At 33.2% G+C, this 23943-nt stretch carries 18 protein-coding genes; 7 read left to right on the plus strand and 11 right to left on the minus strand.

The window, feature by feature from the left end:
• Positions 1-9: 9 nt before the first annotated feature.
• Positions 10-975: a KpsF/GutQ family sugar-phosphate isomerase gene (locus ACFSAH_RS11910; protein ID WP_379662963.1), complete on the minus strand. Its 966-nt coding sequence runs from the start codon at positions 973-975 to the stop codon at positions 10-12.
• Between the two features lie 93 nt (positions 976-1068).
• Between ACFSAH_RS11910 and recQ the strand changes: the two genes are divergently transcribed.
• Both recQ and kdsA read left to right on the plus strand, forming a co-directional pair.
• Complete coding sequence (gene recQ / locus ACFSAH_RS11915; RefSeq protein ID WP_379662964.1) at positions 1069-3258, plus strand: DNA helicase RecQ; 2190 nt, start codon at positions 1069-1071, stop codon at positions 3256-3258.
• 13 nt (positions 3259-3271) lie between these two features.
• On the plus strand, positions 3272-4078 hold the full coding sequence (gene kdsA / locus ACFSAH_RS11920; RefSeq protein ID WP_379662965.1) for a 3-deoxy-8-phosphooctulonate synthase: 807 nt from the start codon (positions 3272-3274) through the stop codon (positions 4076-4078).
• A gap of 33 nt (positions 4079-4111) precedes the next feature.
• On the opposite strand, the gene ACFSAH_RS11925 is transcribed toward kdsA, so the two are convergent.
• From ACFSAH_RS11925 to ACFSAH_RS11940, 4 genes are read right to left on the minus strand one after another with little or no spacing between them, the layout of a single operon-like run.
• A complete protein-coding gene (locus ACFSAH_RS11925) occupies positions 4112-4735 on the minus strand; it encodes an acyltransferase (protein ID WP_379662966.1) in 624 nt (207 codons plus the stop codon).
• A gap of 17 nt (positions 4736-4752) precedes the next feature.
• The gene (locus tag ACFSAH_RS11930; protein ID WP_379662967.1) at positions 4753-5835 is read right to left on the minus strand and encodes a glycosyltransferase; all 1083 of its coding nucleotides are present in this window, start codon (positions 5833-5835) and stop codon (positions 4753-4755) included.
• The gene (locus tag ACFSAH_RS11935; protein ID WP_379662968.1) at positions 5828-7282 is read right to left on the minus strand and encodes a lipopolysaccharide biosynthesis protein; all 1455 of its coding nucleotides are present in this window, start codon (positions 7280-7282) and stop codon (positions 5828-5830) included. The genes ACFSAH_RS11930 and ACFSAH_RS11935 overlap by 8 nt, the downstream gene beginning before the upstream one ends.
• Before the next feature lie 3 nt (positions 7283-7285).
• Positions 7286-8113, minus strand: a complete 828-nt coding sequence (locus tag ACFSAH_RS11940) for a polysaccharide pyruvyl transferase family protein (RefSeq protein WP_379662969.1) — start codon at positions 8111-8113, stop codon at positions 7286-7288.
• Between the two features lie 222 nt (positions 8114-8335).
• On the opposite strand from ACFSAH_RS11940, the gene ACFSAH_RS11945 reads away from it, so the two are divergent.
• Positions 8336-9523, plus strand: coding sequence for a glycosyltransferase (locus ACFSAH_RS11945; protein WP_379662970.1), 1188 nt, complete (start codon positions 8336-8338; stop codon positions 9521-9523).
• Between the two features lie 14 nt (positions 9524-9537).
• Positions 9538-10377 (plus strand): glycosyltransferase family 2 protein, encoded by an 840-nt coding sequence (locus ACFSAH_RS11950; RefSeq protein WP_379662971.1) that lies wholly within the window; start codon positions 9538-9540, stop codon positions 10375-10377.
• Between the two features lie 38 nt (positions 10378-10415).
• Here the strand turns inward: ACFSAH_RS11950 and ACFSAH_RS11955 are convergent, their stop codons facing one another.
• The 5 genes from ACFSAH_RS11955 to ACFSAH_RS11975 form a co-directional block, all read right to left on the minus strand.
• Complete coding sequence (locus tag ACFSAH_RS11955) at positions 10416-11303, minus strand: glycosyltransferase family 8 protein (protein ID WP_379662972.1); 888 nt, start codon at positions 11301-11303, stop codon at positions 10416-10418.
• A gap of 10 nt (positions 11304-11313) precedes the next feature.
• Complete coding sequence (locus tag ACFSAH_RS11960) at positions 11314-12825, minus strand: O-antigen ligase family protein (protein ID WP_379662973.1); 1512 nt, start codon at positions 12823-12825, stop codon at positions 11314-11316.
• Between the two features lie 150 nt (positions 12826-12975).
• On the minus strand, positions 12976-14169 hold the full coding sequence (locus ACFSAH_RS11965) for a glycosyltransferase (RefSeq protein WP_379662974.1): 1194 nt from the start codon (positions 14167-14169) through the stop codon (positions 12976-12978).
• Positions 14170-14174: 5 nt separating this feature from the next.
• Positions 14175-16334, minus strand: coding sequence for an exopolysaccharide transport family protein (locus ACFSAH_RS11970; protein WP_379662975.1), 2160 nt, complete (start codon positions 16332-16334; stop codon positions 14175-14177).
• Complete coding sequence (locus tag ACFSAH_RS11975; RefSeq protein ID WP_379662976.1) at positions 16334-17029, minus strand: TolC family protein; 696 nt, start codon at positions 17027-17029, stop codon at positions 16334-16336. Before ACFSAH_RS11975 ends, ACFSAH_RS11970 begins: the two co-directional genes overlap by 1 nt.
• 544 nt (positions 17030-17573) lie before the next feature.
• On the opposite strand from ACFSAH_RS11975, the gene ACFSAH_RS11980 reads away from it, so the two are divergent.
• Genes ACFSAH_RS11980 through ACFSAH_RS11990 form a run of 3 tightly spaced genes read left to right on the plus strand, consistent with a single transcriptional unit; the run spans position 17574 to position 22849 of the window.
• Positions 17574-19772, plus strand: a complete 2199-nt coding sequence (locus tag ACFSAH_RS11980; RefSeq protein WP_379662977.1) for a T9SS type B sorting domain-containing protein — start codon at positions 17574-17576, stop codon at positions 19770-19772.
• Between the two features lie 2 nt (positions 19773-19774).
• Positions 19775-20710, plus strand: a complete 936-nt coding sequence (locus ACFSAH_RS11985; protein ID WP_379662978.1) for a PorP/SprF family type IX secretion system membrane protein — start codon at positions 19775-19777, stop codon at positions 20708-20710.
• Between the two features lie 9 nt (positions 20711-20719).
• Positions 20720-22849: an OmpA family protein gene (locus ACFSAH_RS11990; protein ID WP_379662979.1), complete on the plus strand. Its 2130-nt coding sequence runs from the start codon at positions 20720-20722 to the stop codon at positions 22847-22849.
• Positions 22850-22954: 105 nt separating this feature from the next.
• On the opposite strand, the gene ACFSAH_RS11995 is transcribed toward ACFSAH_RS11990, so the two are convergent.
• The gene (locus ACFSAH_RS11995) at positions 22955-23854 is read right to left on the minus strand and encodes a nucleotidyltransferase family protein (RefSeq protein ID WP_379662980.1); all 900 of its coding nucleotides are present in this window, start codon (positions 23852-23854) and stop codon (positions 22955-22957) included.
• Between the last annotated feature and the right edge of the window lie 89 nt (positions 23855-23943).

A 23943-nucleotide genomic window follows, 5' to 3' on the forward strand; every position in this document is an offset into this window, starting at 1 on the left:
TCCAAAAAATTAAATTATACCTTCTTTCAACAAATCGTGAAGGTGAATAATGCCTTCGTATTTACCTTTATCTAAAACAGCCAGTTGCGTAATGTTATGCTCGCGCATAATGGTTAACGCATTAATGGCCAATTCGTCAGCTTCAATGGTTTTAGGGTTTAGACTCATAATGTCTTTTGCCTTTAAGTTATCAAAGGAAGCAAATTTTTCCATCATTCTTCTTAAATCTCCATCTGTAATTACACCTTTTAATATACTATCTTCCAAAACTGCTGTAATCCCCAACCTTCGTTTGGTAATTTCTAAAATTACATTTCTTATATCACTATTTAAAGAAACTAATGGTTTTTCGTTTTGAGATGACAAATCCTTTACCCGTAAATATAAACGTTTTCCTAATGAGCCGCCCGGATGGTATTTTGCAAAATCGTCAGAGGTAAAGCGACGAAGTTCTAACAGACATATTGCCAAAGCATCGCCTATGGCTAGCTGTGCCGTTGTACTGGTGGTAGGGGCCAGATTTAATGGACAGGCTTCGGCATCAACTGTAGCATTTACAACAAAATCTGCATTTTTAGCAAGATAAGAATCTATGTTTCCAACTATACAGGCTAATTTATTGTTTCCCTGTTTAAGCAGGGGAATCAGCACTTTAATTTCTGGAGTGTTTCCACTTTTAGAAAGGCATAAAATCAGATCATCTTTTTGGATAATTCCCAGGTCGCCATGGATGGCTTCTCCTGCATGCATAAATATAGAAGGAGTGCCTGTAGAGTTAAAAGTGGCTACTATTTTCTGAGCAATGATGGCACTTTTGCCAACACCTGTTACAATAACTCTCCCTTTTAGGTTAAATATGGTTTTAACCAGAATAGAAAAATCTTCATTGAGATATTCAATGATTTTTGAAATCGCCTGAGATTCAGTGTTTAATGTTTTTTTTGCCGACTCTAAAATGTCCTTGCTAGATTCCAAGATGAAAAAGTTTAAATATTAGTACGAAATTATGGCAAATTTATGTTATTTTGAAGTTTAAAATTGACATGAGTTAATTTTCGTTTTTTTAAAATGCAGATCAAAAAATCTTTAATAGACAATTTACAAACGTTTTTTGGGTTCGATAACTTTAAAGGGGATCAGGAAGCTATAATTACCAGCATTCTGAATAAGGAGGATACGTTTGTGATTATGCCTACAGGTGGAGGCAAATCTATTTGTTATCAATTACCAGCTTTGATGAGTGAGGGTACGGCATTGGTAATTTCTCCTTTAATTGCCCTAATGAAAAACCAGGTTGACCAGTTACGGGCGTTTGGGGGATACGATAGTATCGCACATTTTTTAAACTCGTCATTAACGAAAACGGAAACGACAAGGGTAAAAGAGGATGTTACATCGGGTAAAACAAAATTACTTTATGTAGCACCAGAATCTCTTATCAAACAGGAAAACATAGATTTTCTGCAGTCGATAACGGTATCGTTTGTAGCGGTTGATGAGGCTCACTGTATTTCTGAGTGGGGGCATGATTTCCGTCCGGAGTACCGGAAGATCAGACAGGTGATTAATAATATCAGGGAAAATATTCCTGTTATTGCACTAACAGCTACGGCGACCCCAAAAGTTCAGAACGATATTCAGAAAAACCTTCAGATGTTGAATGCCAACGTATTCAAATCGTCGTTTAATAGAAGCAACCTTTATTATGAAGTCAGACCAAAGGCTGACGACATCCTAAAAGACATTATCAGGTATATTAAAAATAATACAGGAAAATCTGGTATTGTGTATTGTTTAAGTCGCAAAAAGGTAGAGGAAGTAGCTAATGCGCTGGAGATAAATGGTATCAGGTCTTTACCTTACCATGCGGGACTGGATCCAAAAGTACGGGCAGAAACTCAGGATAAATTCCTGATGGAAGAGGTTGATGTGATTGTGGCTACTATTGCTTTTGGGATGGGGATAGATAAACCTGATGTGAGGTATGTGATTCACCACGATGTGCCTAAGAGTATGGAAGGGTACTATCAGGAAACCGGAAGGGCAGGAAGAGATGGAGGGGAAGGGAATTGTCTGGCTTATTATTCTGAAAAGGATGTAGACAAGCTTGCTAAATTTATGAAGGACAAGCCTGTTGCGGAAAGGGAAATTGGTACACAGATATTAAAAGAGGTAATAGATTACTCGGAATCTGCTGTTTGCAGAAGAAAACAGATTCTGCATTATTTTGGAGAGAATTTTAACGAGGCCGGTTGTAGCGATATGTGTGATAATTGCCGGGCTCAAAAACAGTACTTTCAGGCTGAAGAATATCTGACCAGGGTATTGAATATGGTTAAGGATTTTGGAGAAAAGTTTGATGACCACCACCTGATGAATGTTTTAATGGGCATTGAAACTGCTCAGGTACACTCTTATAAACATCAGCAGACTGTATATTTTGGAAGCGGAAAGCAGGATGGGGTGATGTTGTGGAAGTCTTTGATAAGACAGGCCGTACTCAATAATTTTCTTTCAAAAGATGTAGATAATTTTGGCTTACTTAAGCTAACCAAAAGTGGTAAGTCTTATCTTACAAGTCCGTATTCTTTGCGTTTTATACTGAACAGGGAGATGAAAGCGGCAGAAACGGAAGATACAGGCAATAAACAGGGTGGGGGTGCTTTAGATACCCAGCTGTTGCAAATGCTTAAAGATCTTAGAAAGAAGATTGCCAAGCAGAAGAATTTACCTCCGTTTGTAATTTTCCAGGATCCTTCGTTGGAGGAAATGTGTACGCATTACCCGATAACAATGGACGAGCTGAAGCATATTTCTGGTGTAGGAAATGGTAAGGCTATGAAATTTGGTTCTGCTTTTCTGGAACTGATCAATAAATATGTTGAGGAAAATGAGATAGATCGTCCAGTAGATTTTGTTGTTAAAACAACAGCTAATAAATCGGCATTAAAAGTTTCTATCATCCAAAACATTGACAGACAAATATCTTTAGAGGATATTGCATCTGCTAAGGGAATTTCTTTTGAAGATTTGTTAAAAGAGGTAGAATCTATAGTAAGCTCTGGCACTAAATTGAATATTGCTTATTATATAGATGAAATTATAGATGAGGATAGACAGGATGAAGTGTTTGATTACTTTAAATCTGCTGAGGTAGATTCTATTGATATGGCCCTGGATGAATTAGGTACAGATGATTACAATAGAGAAGAAATTCAGTTGATGAGAATTAAATTCCTTTCTGAATTAGGAAACTAGAAAACGACACTAAATGAATTTAGATAAATTAAAACATCAGGAGTCTGGTAATTTTTTTCTGATGGCTGGTCCTTGTGCTATAGAAGGCGAAGAAATTGCTCTGAGAATAGCGGAAAGGATAGTTAGTATTACTGATAAATTACAGATACCTTATATTTTTAAAGGTTCTTTTAAAAAAGCGAATCGATCCAGAATAGATTCTTTTACGGGGATAGGTGATGAAAAAGCCTTACGTATTTTAGAAAAAGTAGGAAAGGAATTTGATGTTCCTACGGTTACGGACATACATGAAAGTACAGATGCTGAAATGGCAGCAGCTTATGTGGATGTTTTACAGATACCTGCTTTTTTATGCAGACAAACAGATTTATTGGTTGCTGCAGCCAGAACCGGAAAGTTTGTGAATGTTAAAAAAGGTCAGTTTTTGTCGGCCGGATCTATGAAATTTGCGGTAGATAAAATTAAGGAGTCCGGAAATGAGAATGTTATCCTTACGGATAGAGGGAATACTTTTGGTTATCAGGATTTGATTGTGGATTTCAGAGGAATCCCAGAAATGAGAGAATTTAATGTGCCGGTAGTTATGGATTGTACACACTCTTTACAGCAACCTAACCAGTCATCTGGAGTAACGGGTGGTAAACCGGCTTTAATAGAAACTATAGCCAAAGCAGCTATTGCTGTGGGAACTGATGGTTTGTTTATAGAAACACACCCTGACCCTAAGAATGCAAAATCTGACGGTGCCAATATGCTGCATCTGGATCTTTTAGAAGACCTGATGACTAAATTGGTGAAAGTAAGAAAAGCGATAATTTAATTATCGCTTTTCTTATTTTTATACCTTTTACTTCTATAAAGTGCTAACTTTTATCCATGTCTTACTTTCAAAATCATAAGTTTTTATTATACGGGCAGGATTACCCAATGCGATTGAAAAAGGAGGGATATCTTTGGTTACAATACTACCAGCTCCAATAATAGCGTGTGTTCCTATTTTTACTCCAGCCAATATAACAGAGTTAGCTCCAATCCAAACATCGTCTTCTATAGTAATTAAGTTTGTATTTACACCCTGGTCGGCAATAGGGACTGATACGTTTTCGTAATTATGGTTTAAACCAGAAATCGTTATGCCTTGGGCTAGATTTACTTTCTTGCCAATATGAACCGGACCAATGATGGTATTTCCTAAACCTATTCTGGACTCGTCTCCAATTATAATTTCGCCAACAGCATTGTTTATAGTAGAATAGCTTTCTATAATTGATTTATTGCCCAGGTAAAAGGGGTTAAAAGGGACAATATCTTTTCTTACACTAGAATAAATAAAGGATTTTCTGCCTTTTTTTATATAAAAAGGTTGAGCTAAAAGCCTTACCCACAGTCTGGGACGTGTTTTTACAGGGTGCATTATTAAGGAGTGCACTATTTTTTTTAGACGTTGGTTTTGCTTTATTTTGCTTTTAATATCCATTGTATGTTATTGATAACCTACTTTTTATTGTAAAGTAAAGATTTATAAAAAGATAGTGTTTCTTCTGCAATTTTTTCTGCTGAATATTGATCTAATATTGTTGTGTTAGAAATTTCAGTATCATTATTAAGCATACTTGCCTTAAGATGATTTTCTGAAATTTCGCCATCATAAAGCTTTATGAAATTTCCATTTATTGCTTCCTTTATTTCTGTAAAAGTTTTATTTACAGGTACTAAGGTTGGTTTGTTGAAGCTTATATTTAAGAAAACAGAACCTGAATTAAATACATTACTATACGGAGCAACTATTAGATTACAGGCATTAAGATAAATTTGAAGATCTTTATCTGCAATAAACTCGTTCCGAAATAGAATGTTTTTCTGATTTTGAATGGCAATAAGAATATCGTCAATAAGTTCTTCATGTGCTTTACCTGCAATAAGTAAAAATTTATTATCAACCTTTAATTCTTTAAAGCTATTAATTAAGTTCAGAATATTTTTATATCTTCTGATTTGTCCAAGGAATAAAAAAACAAATTTATCCTGAGGGATATTTAGAATTTTTCTGGCTTCATCTTTAGAGATTTCGTTAGGATAGTATCCTGTATAAAGAGGATGAGGGATATAAGCAAATTTTTGATGTTTTTTGCTAGAAGCAAGTTGTTTTATCTGAGAAAGTCCACTTTTATTTAAACTTATAAATCCATTGGTATATCGATAAAGTATTTTATTTAGCTTATTCTGCAGATCAGGAAATTCACTTTCATGCCCTTTTAAGTTATGGACTGTCCATACTACTTTTTTACCACAGAGTTTAATCATAACCAGAAAATATTTAAGTAGGCACACTCTACGCTTAGCCTGTATATAGGTAGAGTAAGTGAGAATATTTGTAGGCCAATGTATATGAAATATCCTGTATTTATTGGATAACAAAAACTTGAAAATATTTTTTATGTTAAAATCAAACTCATATATATGATGTCCTTGTTTTTCGATATTTGAATAAATCAGGTAATTATATGGATTTCCAGATCTTGTGGCATAGGCTGGCCAGGCAAGTATTCCAAATTTATTTCTTACTCCTTTAGTCATGTTTCTTTCTTGCGAATACTTTTTTTAGTTTATTTTTATATGATTTTGGTATAAATAAATAGATAAAAAACAAATATGACAATATACCGGTGAATATCAGGATCACCAATCTGATTGTTAATGATAGTGTTGAGATATAAAGAGATAAGAAATAAATAAGTATTACCATTAGTGCTGTTGCCGCAAGCGATGGAAATAATTGTCGGAAGTATTCCTTAAAACTACATTTTAAAAGAACAAGAGAACACCAGACTGATAATGGATATAGTAATAGGGCTCTTAAAGAAAAAGCTAATGCGGTATAAATAACACCGTATTTGGTGAATAAAATGAACGCGGCAATATTTGTTAATGCATACAAAATGGTTAATCTGGTTTGCCATTGTGGCTTGTTTTTAACTAACATAACACTTTGATTATAGTAACCTATAGAGAACAGAAAACCTGTTAAAGTTACTATTTGCATCACATAGGCTGACTCTAACCATTTATCTCCTAAGAGCAAAAGTGTAATATCTTTGGAGAGTATACTTAGTCCGGCAAATAAGGGAGCTGTAAGTGTAGCTGTAATACCTGTTGTTTGTAAAAAGGTGTTTTTTAATTCTTCTGTATTATCCTTTATACGTGCAAAAGCGGGTAGAGATACTCTTAATAAGGAAGCTGATATTACTGTATTTAAAGTGCTTACAATTCGTTTACCTGTAGAATATATTCCGTTAGCGGCAGCACCTAAATAATAGGTTACAAAAAATGAATCACTGTTTTGATTGGCAAAGTTGGTTAAACCAGTTAAGGCAACGTGTTTTCCGTAGCTTTTGATTTCTCTAAAAGCTTGATAAGAGAATTCGAATTTAGGTTTCCAGGGGGTAACAATCCAAATTAATATCAATTCTAACAAAGCGGTACCAACTTGTTGAGCAACCAAGCTATAAATTCCAAAATTTTTATATGCAAGTATAATACCTAAAACCCCTCCAAAAAAAGTAGCAACAGATGATCTGATGGCGAGAGATTTAAAGTTCATTTGATGTTGTAACCAAGCTTCATGCATTCGGCTTAGGCCTGCAGTTAATAAAATAAAACTGGTGCCTTTAATAACTGTGGACAGGCCCATACTATTTGTCCAAGTTTCAAATAAATCTGATGATAAAAACAGGATTATAAAAGCAGGAACCGAGATCAATATGCAAAGAACAAAACCGGTATTATAATCAGTCTTGTCCGGGACAGATTTTCTAACAATAGCAGTAGCAATACTATCAAAAATTACATTTCTGAATACCTGTACAAATAGCATTGCAAAGGCTAATAGACCAATAATTTCAGGAGCAAGTAATCGGGCTAAAACAATAAAGACAATAAACGTAAAAACCTGTTTTACGAAGTTATCCAGGATTGACCAAAATGTTCCTTTATATATTTCTTTAGCAATACTTTTTTCAGACATAGTTTATTTCCAGAGATCTAAAGGGAAAGCACTTAATAATTTCTGATAATCAAACTGAATAGGGGGCATTCCTTTCATCTCAAGAGCTTCCTCAATTGATGTGGCGTATTCAATTTCTCCCTTTCTTCCTGATCCTAAATAATAGTCATTGTATTTAAAAAGATTTTCTTCGTCAGAAAGTCGGATATATCTGGCAGGTATTCCAAAACTTTCGGCGATGATTAATCCGTGTAGTGAACTTGCTATAACAAATTCAGCGTTTAATATTTCCTCTATACATTTATTCCAGCTATTTAATGGGGAGATAACGTTATCCCATGCATTTTGATGAGCTATTCTTAAGTCATGCAGATTTGGTACTATTACATAAGGTTTTATACCTGTTTTTTTAAATTTATTAGGAAAAATATGAGGAAGCAATAATGCCGGGTCTCCGTAAATTTCGGGAGTATCTATACCTTTACTTATTAAAAATTCACGGGTTAGGGGACCTCTTACGGCTCTTACATCTAGGTTTTGATAAGTGTGTTCATGCAGGCCCACTTTACCATTGAAGCCAGTTCCCCATATCGTATCATTACTGTTAGCAAAATGTAAAACAGAACCTAAAGCTAATAAACGAGAGTTTTTAGACGTTTCTTCTTCTAATAGAAAACCGTTGTCTGCTAAAGTTTTTGTAACGATAATATAGGATAAATGATCTCCAAAGTTTAAAGAGCCATCCCTGGGGCGCCAATAAAAAAAGTCTACATGATTAAATGGAATAGAATTATTTTGTGGTGCTTCCTGTATAATATTTAATTTACGAAGTATCTTTTGTGTAAAGCTCATATCTGATTAATTTCTACATATTAATAATGGGGTAACGGGAATAGAATGTTACCAATAATACTTATTGTTTTGTGTTAATATAGGCAATCTATACGTGTTTTGATAAAAGCTGTCTGTTGATGTAAATAAGGGCTGAATTTATAATTTTTTTTAGACTTTAGATATAAATAAACCTATTTAATTTGTATTTTAAGCACAAATATTATTCGTTTGGAAAAAGTAATGAATTTTGTCTTTTTAAGTCTTCAAAGAATAAATGCTGATAGGGAATCTACGTCTACGGGGTTAGCTAGGGAATTGGCTAAAAATCATAGAGTTCTGTACGTTAACCCTTCTATCAATAGAAAAGTATTACATTCAAATAATAACGACAAGTTTATAACTGAACATATCAGACAAATTAAGGAAGGTAAAAAGGGGTTAAAAAAAATAGATGAAAATTTTTACAGTCTAAATACCAAATGTATAATTGAATCTATTAATTGGATTCCTTTTACATGGTTGTTTTCAATTTTTAATAAAAGAAATAATAAAAAGATAGCGAAAGAAATAAAAGAAGCTTTAGTAAAATTGGACATGGAAAACTTTATTATTATTAATGATAAAGACATGTTTAACAGTTTTTATTTAAAAGAACTACTAAAACCACAAGAGTATCTTTATTTAGACAGGGATAAAACAATAGCTGTTGACTATTGGAAAAAACACGGTACATCACTGGAACCCCGATTAATGTCTAAATCTGATGCTGTTATTTGTAACTCTTACGATTTTGAAAAAGCAGCTAAAAGATACAATAGCAATAGTTATTATATTGGAAACGGGGTCGATTTAAAACTTTTTGATCCTACAATAGAATATAAAATACCTATAGAACTAAAAAATATAGCTAAACCAATTATTGGTTATGTGGGGGCTTTGTTATCTATGAGGTTGGATATAGGTTTAATGATTGATTTGGTTAAATCAAATCCTGATAAAAGCTTTGTATTTATAGGCCCTGAAGATAATGATTTTGTTAAGAGTGAATTGCATAGTTTACAAAACGCATATTTTTTAGGAAAACGACATAAAGATATAGTTCCTTCTTACATTGCAAATTTTGATGTGTGTATTAATCCTCAGATTGTAAACGAGATAACCATAGGAAATTTTCCTTTGAAAATAGTTGAGTATTTATCGATGGGTAAGCCAATAGTAGCTACAGAAACCAACACAATGAATGAATTGTTCTCAGAAGTAACTTATATAGCTAAAGGTAAAGAAGAATTTAGCGATTTATTGGATAAAGCAGTTAATGAAAATGCTCCAGAGAAAGAAAGGCAACGCATTAAGTTTACCGAGCAATTTGATTGGAAAGAAGTTGCAAATAATGTACTAGCTGTTATAAAAAAGATAGAAGAAAACTAATATTCCGGCAAGCAATGAATTTTTTTAATAGTCCAGAATGGATAGCCCAATATGCTTTTGAATATGAAAAAGCAGAAGATGTACCTCAGCATATTTTTGATGAAATAAATATAGGATTAGATAATATACAAAGTGATACTCCTTTGGTTTCTATCTTAATTTCGGCGTGGAATGAGGAAGTTAATATTTTACGTTGTATTGCTACTTTATCTAAGCAGAAAACAAGTATTCCTCTGGAAATTATAATTATAAATAATAATTCGGCTGATAATACACAGTACACCATCGATAAATTTCATGTAAAGAACTTATTTCAGGGAATACAGGGATGTGGACCAGCCAGACAATTAGGGCAGGAGAATGCGAAGGGAAAATATATTTTACTGGCAGATGCAGATTGTCTTTATCCAGACTGTTGGGTGGAAGAAATGCTGAAAGTACTACAGCAGAAAAATGTTGTTTGTGTATATGGAAGGTATTCATTTATTCCAGAACCCGGTTTTCCAAGATGGAAATTATTCTTTTTTGAAAAATTTAAGGACATTATAACGGAAATACGTCATATAAGACAACCTTATCTAAATTGCTTTGGAATAAGTATGGGGTTTATGAGGGAATATAGTCTTAAAATAGGTTTTATTATGACTAAATTTTGGGGAGATGATGGACAATTAGCTATGCAAATGATGCAGTATGGAAAGATAAAGCAGGTTAGGGCTAATAAAGCCAGAGTTTGGACAGGAGTAAGGTCTCTTCAAAGGGATGGGAATTTTGTAGAAGCATTAACCAAAAGACTAAGAAAAGAGTATAAGCGCTTTTCTACTAATTTTTTTGGTAGGTTGCATGGAAGATAAATACAAGAGTATAAAAACCTCTTTTTAATAAAATCCCTTTATTTCTTTTTAAATAATAAGGGGATTTTTTCTACCACATTCCCAAATTTCACTAAATATCTTTTTAATTCTCCAATAGGTTTCTCTCCTTTCCATTTGGTTTGTTCAAGATATTGGTAGAAAATGTTTTGGTAATCTTTGTTGTAGTTGTATGTTTTATAGAATGGCTTTCTATGAAAAAAATGTATAAGATAAGGAGAGGGATGATTACCATTCGAATAATAATTCCATAAAGGATCCAGTTCTAACCATTTATCTGATAAAATAACATTTAAACCATATTGGTCACTAAAAGAAGCATAGTTTCTGTTTTTGTTTACACATTCAATTACTTTTGGGGTAACGTTGTACTCTATCCATTTTTTTAGGTTCATAAGCAATAAACCAGAATTAAAATAAGGAGCCGAAGGTTCCAAGCCCAATTCTTGATAGTTTTTGATACCTATTCTAGTGATTTTGCAGATAGAATCGGTAACAGCTCCTGCTATATAGTTTTCAATATTGGTATTCCATAGCTTAGATATGTCTTCAAGAACCAGCATATCTACATCTAAGTATAATGCTTTATCAATTTCCTTTGGAAGAAAGTAAGGTATAAATAACCTCATAAAAATGTTTAATGGATAGGTGTTTTTATCAAGAGGAAGACTCATTCCCTGAGGAATAGCTTTTTTTGAACTAATCCAGTTTAAACCCATTGTATTACCAGATATCGAATCTTGTAGCTTTTTCTTGTTTTTTCTGGTAATATTATCTTCAACTATCCAAACGTCAATATATTCTTCGCTAATGTGATTAATTTCTATTGATTTAAGAAGAGCGGCAAGCATAATCAAATAATGATTATCACATGCAACAACAATGGTTATATTTTCTCTCTTAGTCATAGCTGGTTTATTAAAAAAGATGTTTTACTGGCTTTTTAGGTTTTGGATAATTTTTATCATGTAATTGTCTCGTAATAGTTATAATAGCTACTACCAGATAAAAATAAATACTTGTTGGAAACTGTACTGTCGCTTCCTGAGGATAGCTACCAACAGCTATAGCAAAAGCAATTAAAGTCATTGCTAAACAGTAGTTTTTGAGTTCAGGGTCTTTTATTTTTATGTAACTATTAATTCCACTTGTTACTACTACAAAAAACAGAGTACAAAACAATAATAAACCCACCCAACCTAATTCTACGGCTACACGTACGTATCCACTATCGGGAGCAAAACCTGTAAGTACGGAGTGTTTAACCATTTGTTTACCAGTTAAACTTACAGCTCCAAGTCCTGCTCCAAAAGGATGGTCTTGTATATAAGGTTGAATTCTTTTTTGATTGATAGCGCGTACGTTAAATGACGCATCGTTAGATGGTTTAAATGCTGATTGGAACCTTATAAGGTTATAGTTTGAGGTTGGAACGTAAATAAGAATACCCAGAATCATACTTGCTGCTCCGGCAATTATCAATACCTTTATGTTGGTCATCTTTAGTAAAGCCAATAAAAGTAATGCCGCAGGTAATAACACATAAGCTCCACGTGTACCCGAAAAAATCATTGCCCAGATCATAAAGAATGCACATAAACCTAAAAATATCCTTTTCCATATTTTAATAGGATTAAACATCATGGTAATACATAAAATACTACTGATAACCATATTGTAGGAAAATGCCACCGGATCTGAATAAATAGAGAATTTTCGCCATCTTCCTGCAATGTATAACAAGGCTTTGTATTTAGGATCTGAGTTTAAGAATCGTTGTTCGAAAGGGAGGAAATCGATATACTCTTGCCAAAAAGCATAAGCTGCACCTATGATAGATAAAGCTATCCATATTTTTATGAGTAGTCTGATAAATTCTATACTTCTGATATGATAAACAAATACAAAATACATAATCATTACGGCAGCAACAGATCTTATAGTGTAGACCCATACCAACCTGGATTCTGCTATAGGGTTAAATACCTGAAGTACATTGTAACTTACCCAGATTAAAATTATATATGAAGCTGAATTTCTAAAAACACCCCAGTTTGGATTCTTTTTTTGTTTTATAAAAAAGCCAATAATAAGTAATAACTCAATGATATCGATAACTGTCCCTAAAGGGTAGTCTATCCCCATGTGGGTAAACCACATAATAAAATAGGATGCTATTAATAGGATGATAATACCATATTTGGGATATGTTACTATAATATAAGCAATCGGGAGAGAAGCTAAACCTATTAATATAATAGCAGCAGCAGCAAAACCTTCATTAATAATATAATAACCTAATAGGAGAGAACTAAGGAATAATAAAATGTATCCAATAAATAATGCAGTCTTCGCTTTTCCAAAACCTAATATACTTTTGGTTTCACGCTCACTTAAAGTTTCGCCTACTTTTATTTTAAATTCGCTCACTATTTTTATAAAAACAAAAGTTTAATAAAAAAGAAGTAGATTACTCCGAAAACAAGGGCTATCGCTATTTTGCGAAGAATATTTTGTATTTTCTTTGTGATATAATCTTCTTCAAGTACGTATTTATCCGGATTTATTTTCATAGTAATATCACTGGTTTAGATGCTCAATATTTTTATTATGGAAATGCTGAGTTGAAACTGAATGTTTATTGGCATTCTTGCTTTTTAGCAGCGATATTATCTGAAAGAACATAAATTTAGGGATAGAAATCAAGGATTTGTAAATCCTTTTGTCTGTGTTAGAAACTACTAATGAAATTACAAATCCTATGATGAACAGAAAAAATGCAGTTGTCCATACTAAAGCCAAAGTTGAGTTTCCTATGATTAAATTGCAGAGTAAACACATTATTGAGAGAATTAGAAATATAAAAAGGGGAGGTCTTAATAGAGTTATACCAAATAAAAATTGATTTAAACTCAAGTTTCTGATCCCTTTTCCTATTAATCCGAAACCAAGTTTAAAATATTTAAACCAGGTATTTATCCACCGAGCCCTTTGTTTTACCAGCTGATCGGATTGTGATGTTTTTTCATCATAAACAATTGCATATTCTGAGAAAGCAATTTTTAAATCCTGTGCAACAATAAAATGTTGTAAGATCTTATCAAATCCGGCGCCCTTTATTTGATTTTTATCTAAAAAATCCTGATACAAATCTGTTCTGAAAGCCATTCCAGACCCTGCTAAAGTTGCGGATGAGCCTAGCTGGAATAAAATTTTCCCATCATAAAAATGGTAATAAATATCTCTGGCGGCATCCAGACAAGAATAAGTGGTATCTAAATTTTTAGCGGCTCTTACTCCCTGCACAGCAACATAACCTTTTCTGAAATAATGATTTAACTCATTAATGTATTCTTCATCAACCAAATTATCGCTATCTATGATAGTTACATATTCATGCGGCCTCTTAAATCGTTCCACAGCATAGAAGTGAGAGCCGGTATTACTGGCGATAATTGTCTCTGGCTTTAGAAGAATAACTTTTTCATTGCTAAAACTTAGATTATCAATATTACAATTATCTGCAACAATATAAACCAGATAATTATTATAGTTAATTTTAGTAATGGAGTCAACAACCGACTTTAAATTATCGGTATATTGATAAGCTGTTACAATAATTGCATAGTCAGGTTCTTTTTCCTGGGGTTCTGTTACAGATTTACGTTTAGAGGGAAATAAAGCCCATAATAAGAATAGGATAAGGGGTAAAACCAGGTTATAACCTATAATAATCTGTAATATATTCCATAACCAAGTTAAAGCTTCCATCATAAACCTTATACTTTAGATATATACTCAACAGGAAGTTTGTTCAAAATCCAACCTTTGAATTGACCTCCCAATCCATTTAAGTAATCTGTATATTGCTTTTTAGACTCAGATATGTTTTTATCAGCTTCAAATACACCAACAATACTATTAGAGAAAAGCAGCCATTCTGTTGCCTGATTAAGTTTTGTTAGAGATACTGTTTCAATAACTATAACATCAAATATAGACCTCAGTTTTTCCATCTTAGCTTTAATAGCAGCAGCACTTGCTATTTCAAGTAAAGAGGTGTCATGACCTGAATTTCCCATAATTTGCAATGGCTGGTTGTCAAAAACTTCTGTACCTACTTTTCCTGAAAAATAATCTTCCAGTGAAGCTACAGGCTGTACCGTTTGCGTAATGTCCGGATGACCGAAATTACTGTCTATTAATAAAACTTTCTTATTGGTCATGTTCCAGGCAAAAGCAAGATTTAAAGCAACCAAAGTTTTACCTTCACCATCGTTTATACTGGATATAACAATGGTTTTATCATCCATTTCCTTATCTAATTCAAAGCGGATAGAACGCAAATGATTCTTAAAGTCAGATTCATCTTTATTCAGATTGGTTTTAGTCCATATCTCTCTGAGATCAATTATAGATGCTTTTAGAGCATTTACATAACCTATTACAGAGCTTTCTGTCTTATTAGCCAGTATTTTTGGTGATTTTATAGCGTTGTCTATATAGTAAAGTACAAAGATGACAAACAGACAGAACACAAAGCTGATAATACCACTTAAAATTACCAATAACATTTTCTTTGATGGCTGTGGTAAACCAGGCATTGCGGTTTGTACTAGTTTTAATTTAATAGATAAGCCATACTCCATACTACTTTGGTTGTATTTTTCTAAAATAGCAAGGTATTCTCTACTGGCAACATCAACATCTCTTTCCAGAGATTGAACTTCGGCTTCATGTGGAACGAGTTTGTCAAACTGGTTATTTAAATAGTCTAACTGTCTTTCTATTAATCCCAAGCTGTAACGAAGCATATCGAGCTGAATATCAAGATTCAGTTTCTGTTGTATTAAATCCTGTTTAGCTACCAATGGATTGTAAATGTATTGGTCTGTATACCTGTTAATTTGACCGCTTAATATAGACCTTAGAGAGTCTATGGATGATTCATACTTTGGCTCAAAACCACTTTCCACATATAAATCATGAAGAGATTTTAAGTTTTGTTTAGTATTGATAATACTCTGATTTACTCTTGTTAATGTAGATTCTAAATAGCTTCTTTCTTTTGGACTGAATTTTCGGTCTATTTCATTTAACGCTCCAGATTTAGAAGCAATGCCCTCTTTAACTTGTTGTATTCTATCTGTATAGATTAGTATTTGTGCATATAGCTGGCTGGATTGTTCCTGAAGATTTAATACCCGGTTTCTGATTTTGTAATTTCTAAGAGAATCTATTTTTTTATTCATAGCATCTCTTTTATCATTAACCAATTTACCTAAAAAAGTAGTGGCATTTTTTTGGTTGGATTTAACCAATAATGTATAGTACTCAATAAACTCGTTACTTAAATTATTGACAATAAATGCGGAAAGTTCCGGGCTTTCAGAATCAAACTCTATATTGATAAAATCACTGTCTCCTTGTCTGTAAACTTTTAAGTGACCACGAAGAGATTCGCTATCGTATTTCATAGAACGCAAAATGTCATAAAGTTCAATTTGCTTCTTATCAAACAGATTTAAGCCTTCTGTTTTACCATGTTTTAACTTGAATGTTCTGATAACAGATTTGAGTTCTTCCGGAGATAAATCTTTGATTTTGTTACTCTTTTCTCTAAAGGGCTTCTCTTGAGTAAGATCATGAATAATCAAAGTATATGAAACCTGATCGATGATTTTTTTCATTTTCATAATCTCAATCAGATTGCTGAACTCCTGGTTTACCTGAACAGCTTTCTGGCTATCTGAATTACTTAGATAGGTAGTGCGCTGGGTTTCGTCAACTATACCTGTAGAAATTTGGGCCTGAGATATGTACGAGTCGGAAAGATTCCTCACCAAAAAGAATGTGATAATAATAGTCACAACAGGTATGATTACTAAAGTATACCTGTATTTTTTTAGGAGTCTAGAAAAAACGGCAATTTCTTCCATTATTTAATGTCTTCGAGTTTAACGGTTAGTAATTCTTCAAGTTGAAATTTAGCGGAAAACATATTTGCTTCGGCAGAAATTTTGGATTCTTTTACAGATGTTAAGTAAGTAGAAGCATCATTAAATTCCTTGAAAGAGATTTCATTTCTTTCGTATTTTGTTTTCATAATTGTAAAGGTAGCTTCGGCATCAATCAATCTGTTATTTGCGAGTTTGAGTGTATTTAGGTATTGAAGATAAAAAACATACCTTCTTTTCACCTCGGTTTCCAATTGTAAAGCATATTCATCTCTTTCGGCTGTAACTGTTTTAATCTCAGATCTGGCATTTTTAACATGATATGGTTTTTGAGCCAATGATGATGGTGAAAATGCAATATTTAAAAAATAGCCACTCAACATGTTCGAGTTTACACCATCTATAGCATAAATATTAGTTCTGTTTACGTAATTAAACGAAAAAGGATCTAACCAGGAAGCTTTAGCTATACTTAAATTATTGCCTGCTATATCTAATTTATTTTCAAACACTTTATTTCGGGGGTAATTTTCCTTAGCAATGGCAATTAATTTTTCCATATACAGATAAGAGAAATCCGAAATCATACTTTCCTGAGCAAAAGAATGCTTAGGTATATACAATAATGACAAAAGAATAACGAACAAAAAGTGCAAAGCTTTTTTAAAAGAGCTCATAAATATTTTTACTTGTATAAAATGTATTCAAATATATATTTTATAAGTGTAAGTAGAATACTAATATTATACCATAGCTATCTTTAATTGTTTTCAATTTATATAATTTTTATTAAGGTTTATTCAAATTTTATAAGGATGCTTTATAGATAGTTCGTTATAGCCCCTATGAATTAGATATTTGTAAAATGTTTATTATGATGAGGGACTTTAAAATAAATGGGTTAAAAATAGCATCTGTGTATAAATGGGTATTTTTATACGTTGTTGGGTAAAATAATTCCCGTTAATGTTGTTTTTGTTATTAAGGAAGAATTACTTAAATAAAAAAAAATATGTTTATTTGCCATAACACTATCATGTAATGGAATTAAAAGACTTATGGCTTTATTTTTGGTTGCCGGTTAGTGGTAAAAATCACTAATTCTTATTTATTTATAGTAACATGCTCAAGTTTTTACGAAATTTTATACCGCTTTTTCTAGTATTTTTCATCAGTAAGTCATTTGCTCAAATTTCTTCTTTTCCATACCACGAGTCATTTATGAACTCAACGGCTCCTGGAATTGTTTGTAAAGGGGGAGATATTCCTGCTACTGAAGGATATGCTTTTTTAAGAGCCGATGCTACTTCTCCATACAATATGGACCCTAAAGCTAATGGAAGTGGGTATTTAAGGTTGACTAATAATAAACAATATCAAAAAGGATATATTTATAATGAAGATATCGTAATTCCTTCTCAAAACGGATTAAAAATAGAATTTGAGTATTATATATGGGGTGGAAACGGTGCAGATGGTATCTGTTTCTTTTTATATGATGCAGATGTTACTCCTAATTTTAGAATAGGCGGTTTTGGAGGATCTTTGGGATATGCCCAATACAAAAAAAATGATTTACCAACAGGTCCTGTTGAAGCCGATGGGGTAACCGGAGGTTATTTGGGAGTAGGTATTGATGTTTATGGATATTTTGCCAGAACTTATGAAGGAAGACAACCTTTTTTAGACGGAACCGAAGTGAACGCCCGACAAATGGGCTCTATAGCCATAAGAGGTAAAGGTAATGGGTTTGATTTAGCGAATGGTAAAAATCCTTTTGTAGCTGGTAATTATCCTTTATTAGCCTATAAACAAACTTCTTCATTAAGCTCTCCTTTTACACTAGTGGGACCTAATAATGATCCTGACATTTCAGGAGCAAACCAAAAAACTAATTATGGGTACAGAAAGGCTCAGATTTTATTAGAGAGAAATGCAAATGGAGGATTTGATATTACGGTAAATATTTTACAAGGAGATCCATCCGGAACTTTAAAAGTACATAAGGTAATAGAAAAATTTTCTTATAATGAACTGGCACCTGAGCGTTTAGCTTATGGTTTATCAGCAGCTTCGGGACAAAGTTATAATAATCATGATATCAGGAATTTATCTATAGAATTACTAGCAGATAAACCTATAGGATATGCAGATTATGAAAAAACCCATACCAATGTTCCTAAGGATATTAATGTTTTGCAGAATGATCCTTCTAAAACTGTACCCGGTATTATTGTTATTGCAGATACAAACCCTGCTCATGGTACTGCGACAGTAAAAGATGAACATACAGGGATTATGACTTATACTCCTAATCCAGGTTTTAGCGGTAGAGACCAGTTTACTTATAAACTACAAGACCAGAATAAAATATCTAACCCTATTACAGTGACGGTAGATGTATTTCCTATAGGTTCTCCGGATTATGCTCAGACAGCCATTAATACACCTAAACAGATAGATGTAAAAGATAACGATTTATCAAAAACTGGAACTTCTGTCGTTATTTCTACTCCACCTGCAAATGGTAATGTAACTGTAGATCCTGTTACGAATATAGTAACCTACACTCCTAATCCTAATTTTGAAGGAAAAGATACTTTTTATTATATACTTAAGACTCCGGATGGATTAGATTCGGATCCTATATTGGTAGAGGTTGATGTAAAAAAATCTGTTGCTCCATTATATCCTGCAAAAATAGGGTTGGCAAAAGCTTTAGTAAAGGTCGAGAAAAATGTTGATGGTAGTTTTACCTTATATTTTACATTTACGGCAGTTAATATAGGTCAGGTTACAGCAGATCAGTTGACTCTAACAGATGATTTAGCTACTGTATTTGCATTAGCAAATTATAGTGTAAAAAGGGTTACAGCCACAGGAAGCTTAATCGCTAACCCGACATTTAACGGAAATTCAGATAAAAACCTGTTAAATCCAGGTAGTGTTTTAGGGCCTTCATCAAAAGAATTCGTTTATTTGGAAGTTATTGTTTCTATTAATAGAGATGAAGAATACTTTGAGAATTATGCCTTATTGCAAGGAAAATCTACAGATGACGGTTCTCCGGTAGAAGATGAATCTATAGATGGTTTTGCTCCAGACCCTTATGCTCCTGGAGTAAAAACACCTTTTAAACTTAAAAAAGGTGGCATATTTGTTCCGGAAGGCTTCTCACCTAATGGAGATGGCATTAATGATACTTTTGTTATCGAAAACTCGGCAGGCTATACTATAGATTTAGAAGTTTATAATAGATGGGGAAATATTGTTTATAAATCCAAAAGCTATCAAAATGACTGGGCAGGAAAGTGTAACGAAGGGTTGTATATAGGTCAGGATGTGCCAACAGGAACCTATTATTATGTTGTTAAGATTAATAATGAGAAGAAGGTAGGCTTTATAACAATTAACAGATAAAAATGAGAACGAATAAATTAATAATACTAGCTGTTTTACTGCTGTCAATTGTTTATAAGGTGAATGCCCAGCAAGCAGCCATGTATTCACAGTATATGTTTAATACATTGGCTATAAACCCGGCCTACGCGGGTAGTCGTAACGTAACATCTGCTACTGCTTTATACAGACATCAATGGACAGGGATAGAAGGAGCACCAAAAACTGCTACTTTTACTATAGATGCACCATTGGATCAGAAACGAATGGGAATTGGCTTTCAAGCTTATTCAGATAAAGCCGGAATTATTAAAAATAATGGGGTAGCATTAAGCTATGCTTATCGAATAAGAATGGATAAAGGTACATTGGCGTTTGGTATGCAGGCAGGAGCCAGTCAATATCAGGCAGATTTTACTTCGGTTAGTCTTAGTCAGACCAGTAATACAATAGATCCTGCTTTTGCTAATAATGTAGACAAACTGCTTTTTGATTTGGGAGCTGGTTTATATTATAATTCCGATAAATTCTATGTGGGATTAGCAGGTATGGGATTATTAAAAAATCGTTTTACAAGTTACGAATCGGCTGGAGTTAAGTTCGGTAGCAGAGAAGAAGTTCACCTGTTTTTATCTTCAGGAGTTGTTTTGCCTCTGAATGAAGATTTTAAATTAAAACCCTCTATTTTAATTAAAGGAGTTAAAGGTGCACCCATAGAAGGGGATATTAATGCAACTCTATGGATTAAAGATGTTATTGCAGTTGGAGCACAATATAGAACCAGTGCAGATTTAGCAGGTATGCTGGAAATACAGGCTACGCCACAAATTCGTATAGGTTATAGTTATGATTATAGTACTACGCAGCTGAGAAATTATAATTCTGGAAGCCATGAGATTATGTTGCGCTACGAGTTTGGCTTCAACAGTAATAAATTTTTATCACCTAGATACTTTTAGACGTTTATAATGAGATTGAAGATATTTATACTAACTTTTGCCCTTTTTAGTTTTAGTGCTTTTACTATAAATGCCGCTGATAAAACTAAGGACAGAGATATGAAAAAAGCAGTTGCGGCATTTAACTCATTAAGTTATGCTTCTGCTATAAAGCTTTTTAGGCCCATCGTAGAAAAAGATACAGCCAATGTAGAAGCATTGGAGAAACTGGCTTATAGCTATAAAATGGTAAAAAATTACGATCAGGCTTTGGATGCTTATGCTAGATTGGTAAAAAAGACACCTGCAAAAGCTGAATGGAAACTCTATTATGCTGAGGCCTTAGCGAATAATCAACAATATGAGAAATCTGTTAATGTTTATCGTGATTATTTAAAATCAGTACCCAAAGAAAAAAGAGCATCTTCTTTTGTAAATGCTAACCTAAAGTCATTTGAAGAAAATAGAGGAAGTTGGGGAATTTATTTTACCAATTTAAATACTTTGAGTTCAGAGTATGCTCCGTCTTATTATAAAAATGGACTTATTTTTAGTAGTAACCGTTTAAGAAATAAAAATACAAAAAGAGTTTTCTCCTGGGATAATACACCTTTTTCTGATTTGTATGTTGTAGAGAAATTAAGTGATATTAAGCACTTAAATGCAGATAGTGTACTCTCCAGTTTATCGGCTAAAGGAAACAAACCTTATAAATTTAACGATGATGACACCGAAGCTACTAGTAACGACAGCAAGGTTCTGGGAATATATAATCCATCTTTAGAGAGAGATAGTTTAGCTTTAACCATAGGAAAAGATCTTCCCGTTAAATTATTACAAGGAAAAGTAAATACAAAATATCATGAAGGTGCATCTGCATCTTTTCCAGATGGCACAATCATCTTTACAAGAAACAATTTTTTTAAGGGTACAAAAAGAAAAAGCACTGATGGTACCAATAAGTTGAAAATGTACATTGCCAGCGGAAATGACTTAAGCAAAATTGTTGAGTTTCCTTATAATAGTGACGAATATTCTGTTGGACATCCTGCATTAAGTAAAGACGGAAATATTTTAGTTTTTGCATCAGATATGCCTGGAGGTTATGGAGGAAGTGATTTGTACTATAGTGTAAAATCAGGAAATGGAAAATGGACAAGACCAGTCAATATGGGCAAAGTCATCAATACGGAAGGAGATGAAATGTTTCCTTTTCTGGATGCTGAGAACAAACTGTATTTTTCTTCGACCGGACATGCAGGTTTAGGTGGACTGGATATTTTTGAGGTCATGTTGCGTGATATGAAACCAACTTACGAACCAAAAAATATGGGAATTCCTATCAATTCGCCAGAGGATGATTTTGCATTGATTAAAGATGCTGCCGGAAGGGAAGGGTTTTTTAGTTCTAACAGATCTGGAAATGATGATATTTATTCTTTTAAAAGAAGTACACATCGTATAATTTTAAAGGGAGTGGTAAGAGATGGTAAAATGGGAATTCCATTACCAGGCTCAAGGATATTATTAAGACACCTAGATGGTGTAGATACTATAAGAGTGGGAGCTAAAGGCGAATTTGAGAAAGAGCTTGCTAAAGAAACTGATTACGAGTTAACGGCTCAGAAATTAGATTATGTAAGCCAAAGAGCATTTACTACATCTGTGGGGATTAATAAAGACTCTACTATCATTGTAAATATTAATCTGTATAAAACAGAATCTAATCAGGAGTGGGTAATTAACAATTGCGAAACACTGAAAGCAAAATTCAATTTAGAAAATATTCATTACGATCTGGATAAATCGGATATCCGCCCAGATGCCAGACCAGCTTTAGATCATATTGCATCTTTGATGAGTCAGCATCCTGAACTTTCTATCATTACGTCCAGTCACTGTGATAGTAGGGCTTCGTCTGAGTATAATAGGTTACTTTCAATAAGAAGGGGAAATTCTGCTAAAGCTTATCTGGTATCAAAAGGTATTAGTGCCAGTAGAATAAAGGTTGAGTATTACGGAAAAACACGTTTAACTAACCGCTGTTATGATGGAGTAATGTGTTCAGAAGAAGAGCAGCAGATGAATAGAAGAACCGAATTTGAAGTGGTATTAAATGGAGTGAATTTAACACAGTTGGATTGCGATTCTAAACTTTAAAATTATCTGATCAAATTATAAATTGAGAAAGGCTATCTGTTCAGATAGCCTTTTCATTTTATTAGGGAAATCACAAAAACTACTTATGAGTAGTTCTATGATTTATTACCAAAGTTTTTCCGGATAAACTCCTTCTGCTATAAGCTTGTTAATATTGTTTTGTACAATAGGTTTATCTTCAATAAAAGTAACGCCAAACCATTTCTCGTCTGTAGGTATTACTTTAAAAGTAGCTTCGTTATTTTCTACAAGATAATCAGCCACAGAAGGGATATAAAACTCTGCTTTTGGATTGGATTCGTTTTTGGCTGCAAAATCTACAAAAAGCTCTTCAATAGTAGAAAAAACATCGGGTGTAAAACCCCAGCAATTCATAGATACAGGATTGTCTGCAGATAATTCAGACTTTTCTCCTGCTTCTTCATAGTATACTTTTCCATCCTCACGAAATACTTTAGTACGCTCTACTATAGAAGAAAGAAAGCCATTTGGATCACTCTGGCATACACCTCTGGAAACCGAACCGTTTTCGGATAAGGTATTACCAATTTTATATCCTACTAAGCAGTATTTGTTTTTTGCCGATTCATCATTCAGGAAGTTCACCATTTTTTTAAATGCATCATAACCATAGTAGTCATCGGCATTAATTACGCAAAAAGGTTCGCTTATCTGGTTTTTAGCTTCTAAGACAGCATGACCAGTTCCCCATGGTTTTTCACGGTATATTTCTTTATCAATTCCATATTTAGTAAGGTCAAAATTCTGGAAAACATAATCAGTTTCAACTTTTCCTTCAAGTTTCTTATCAAAAATAGCTTTGAAATTATCTTTGAATTCTTCTTTAATAATAAAGGTTATTTTTCCAAATCCGGCTTTAATGGCATCATAAATAGAATAGTCTATAATTGTTTCTCCGTTAGGCCCAAAGCCGTCTATTTGTTTCATACTTCCATAACGACTCGCCATTCCCGCCGCTAAGATTAATAATGTTGGTTTTTTCATTTAATACCCGGTATTCGTCTTTTTCCTGCAGATAAAAATTTTGGTAAAGTAACTAAAAAAATATGACTTAGCGTACGTCTAAAATCACA

It is taken from the genome of Pseudopedobacter beijingensis (genome assembly GCF_042678145.1).
Classification (GTDB): Bacteria; Bacteroidota; Bacteroidia; order Sphingobacteriales; family Sphingobacteriaceae; genus Pseudopedobacter; species Pseudopedobacter beijingensis.

What these genes read in the sequence shown, in the direction of transcription:
- ACFSAH_RS11995 (WP_379662980.1), bottom strand. Translation starts at nt 23,854, where the DNA reads ATGAAAAAACCAACATTATTAATCTTAGCGGCGGGAATGGCGAGTCGT.
- ACFSAH_RS11945 (WP_379662970.1), top strand. Translation starts at nt 8,336, where the DNA reads ATGAATTTTGTCTTTTTAAGTCTTCAAAGAATAAATGCTGATAGGGAA.
- ACFSAH_RS11950 (WP_379662971.1), top strand. Translation starts at nt 9,538, where the DNA reads ATGAATTTTTTTAATAGTCCAGAATGGATAGCCCAATATGCTTTTGAA.
- kdsA (WP_379662965.1), top strand. Translation starts at nt 3,272, where the DNA reads ATGAATTTAGATAAATTAAAACATCAGGAGTCTGGTAATTTTTTTCTG.
- ACFSAH_RS11985 (WP_379662978.1), top strand. Translation starts at nt 19,775, where the DNA reads ATGAGAACGAATAAATTAATAATACTAGCTGTTTTACTGCTGTCAATT.
- ACFSAH_RS11955 (WP_379662972.1), bottom strand. Translation starts at nt 11,303, where the DNA reads ATGACTAAGAGAGAAAATATAACCATTGTTGTTGCATGTGATAATCAT.
- ACFSAH_RS11990 (WP_379662979.1), top strand. Translation starts at nt 20,720, where the DNA reads ATGAGATTGAAGATATTTATACTAACTTTTGCCCTTTTTAGTTTTAGT.
- ACFSAH_RS11935 (WP_379662968.1), bottom strand. Translation starts at nt 7,282, where the DNA reads ATGTCTGAAAAAAGTATTGCTAAAGAAATATATAAAGGAACATTTTGG.
- ACFSAH_RS11980 (WP_379662977.1), top strand. Translation starts at nt 17,574, where the DNA reads ATGAACTCAACGGCTCCTGGAATTGTTTGTAAAGGGGGAGATATTCCT.
- recQ (WP_379662964.1), top strand. Translation starts at nt 1,069, where the DNA reads ATGCAGATCAAAAAATCTTTAATAGACAATTTACAAACGTTTTTTGGG.
- ACFSAH_RS11965 (WP_379662974.1), bottom strand. Translation starts at nt 14,169, where the DNA reads ATGATGGAAGCTTTAACTTGGTTATGGAATATATTACAGATTATTATA.
- ACFSAH_RS11975 (WP_379662976.1), bottom strand. Translation starts at nt 17,029, where the DNA reads ATGAGCTCTTTTAAAAAAGCTTTGCACTTTTTGTTCGTTATTCTTTTG.
- ACFSAH_RS11925 (WP_379662966.1), bottom strand. Translation starts at nt 4,735, where the DNA reads ATGGATATTAAAAGCAAAATAAAGCAAAACCAACGTCTAAAAAAAATA.
- ACFSAH_RS11940 (WP_379662969.1), bottom strand. Translation starts at nt 8,113, where the DNA reads ATGAGCTTTACACAAAAGATACTTCGTAAATTAAATATTATACAGGAA.
- ACFSAH_RS11970 (WP_379662975.1), bottom strand. Translation starts at nt 16,334, where the DNA reads ATGGAAGAAATTGCCGTTTTTTCTAGACTCCTAAAAAAATACAGGTAT.
- ACFSAH_RS11930 (WP_379662967.1), bottom strand. Translation starts at nt 5,835, where the DNA reads ATGACTAAAGGAGTAAGAAATAAATTTGGAATACTTGCCTGGCCAGCC.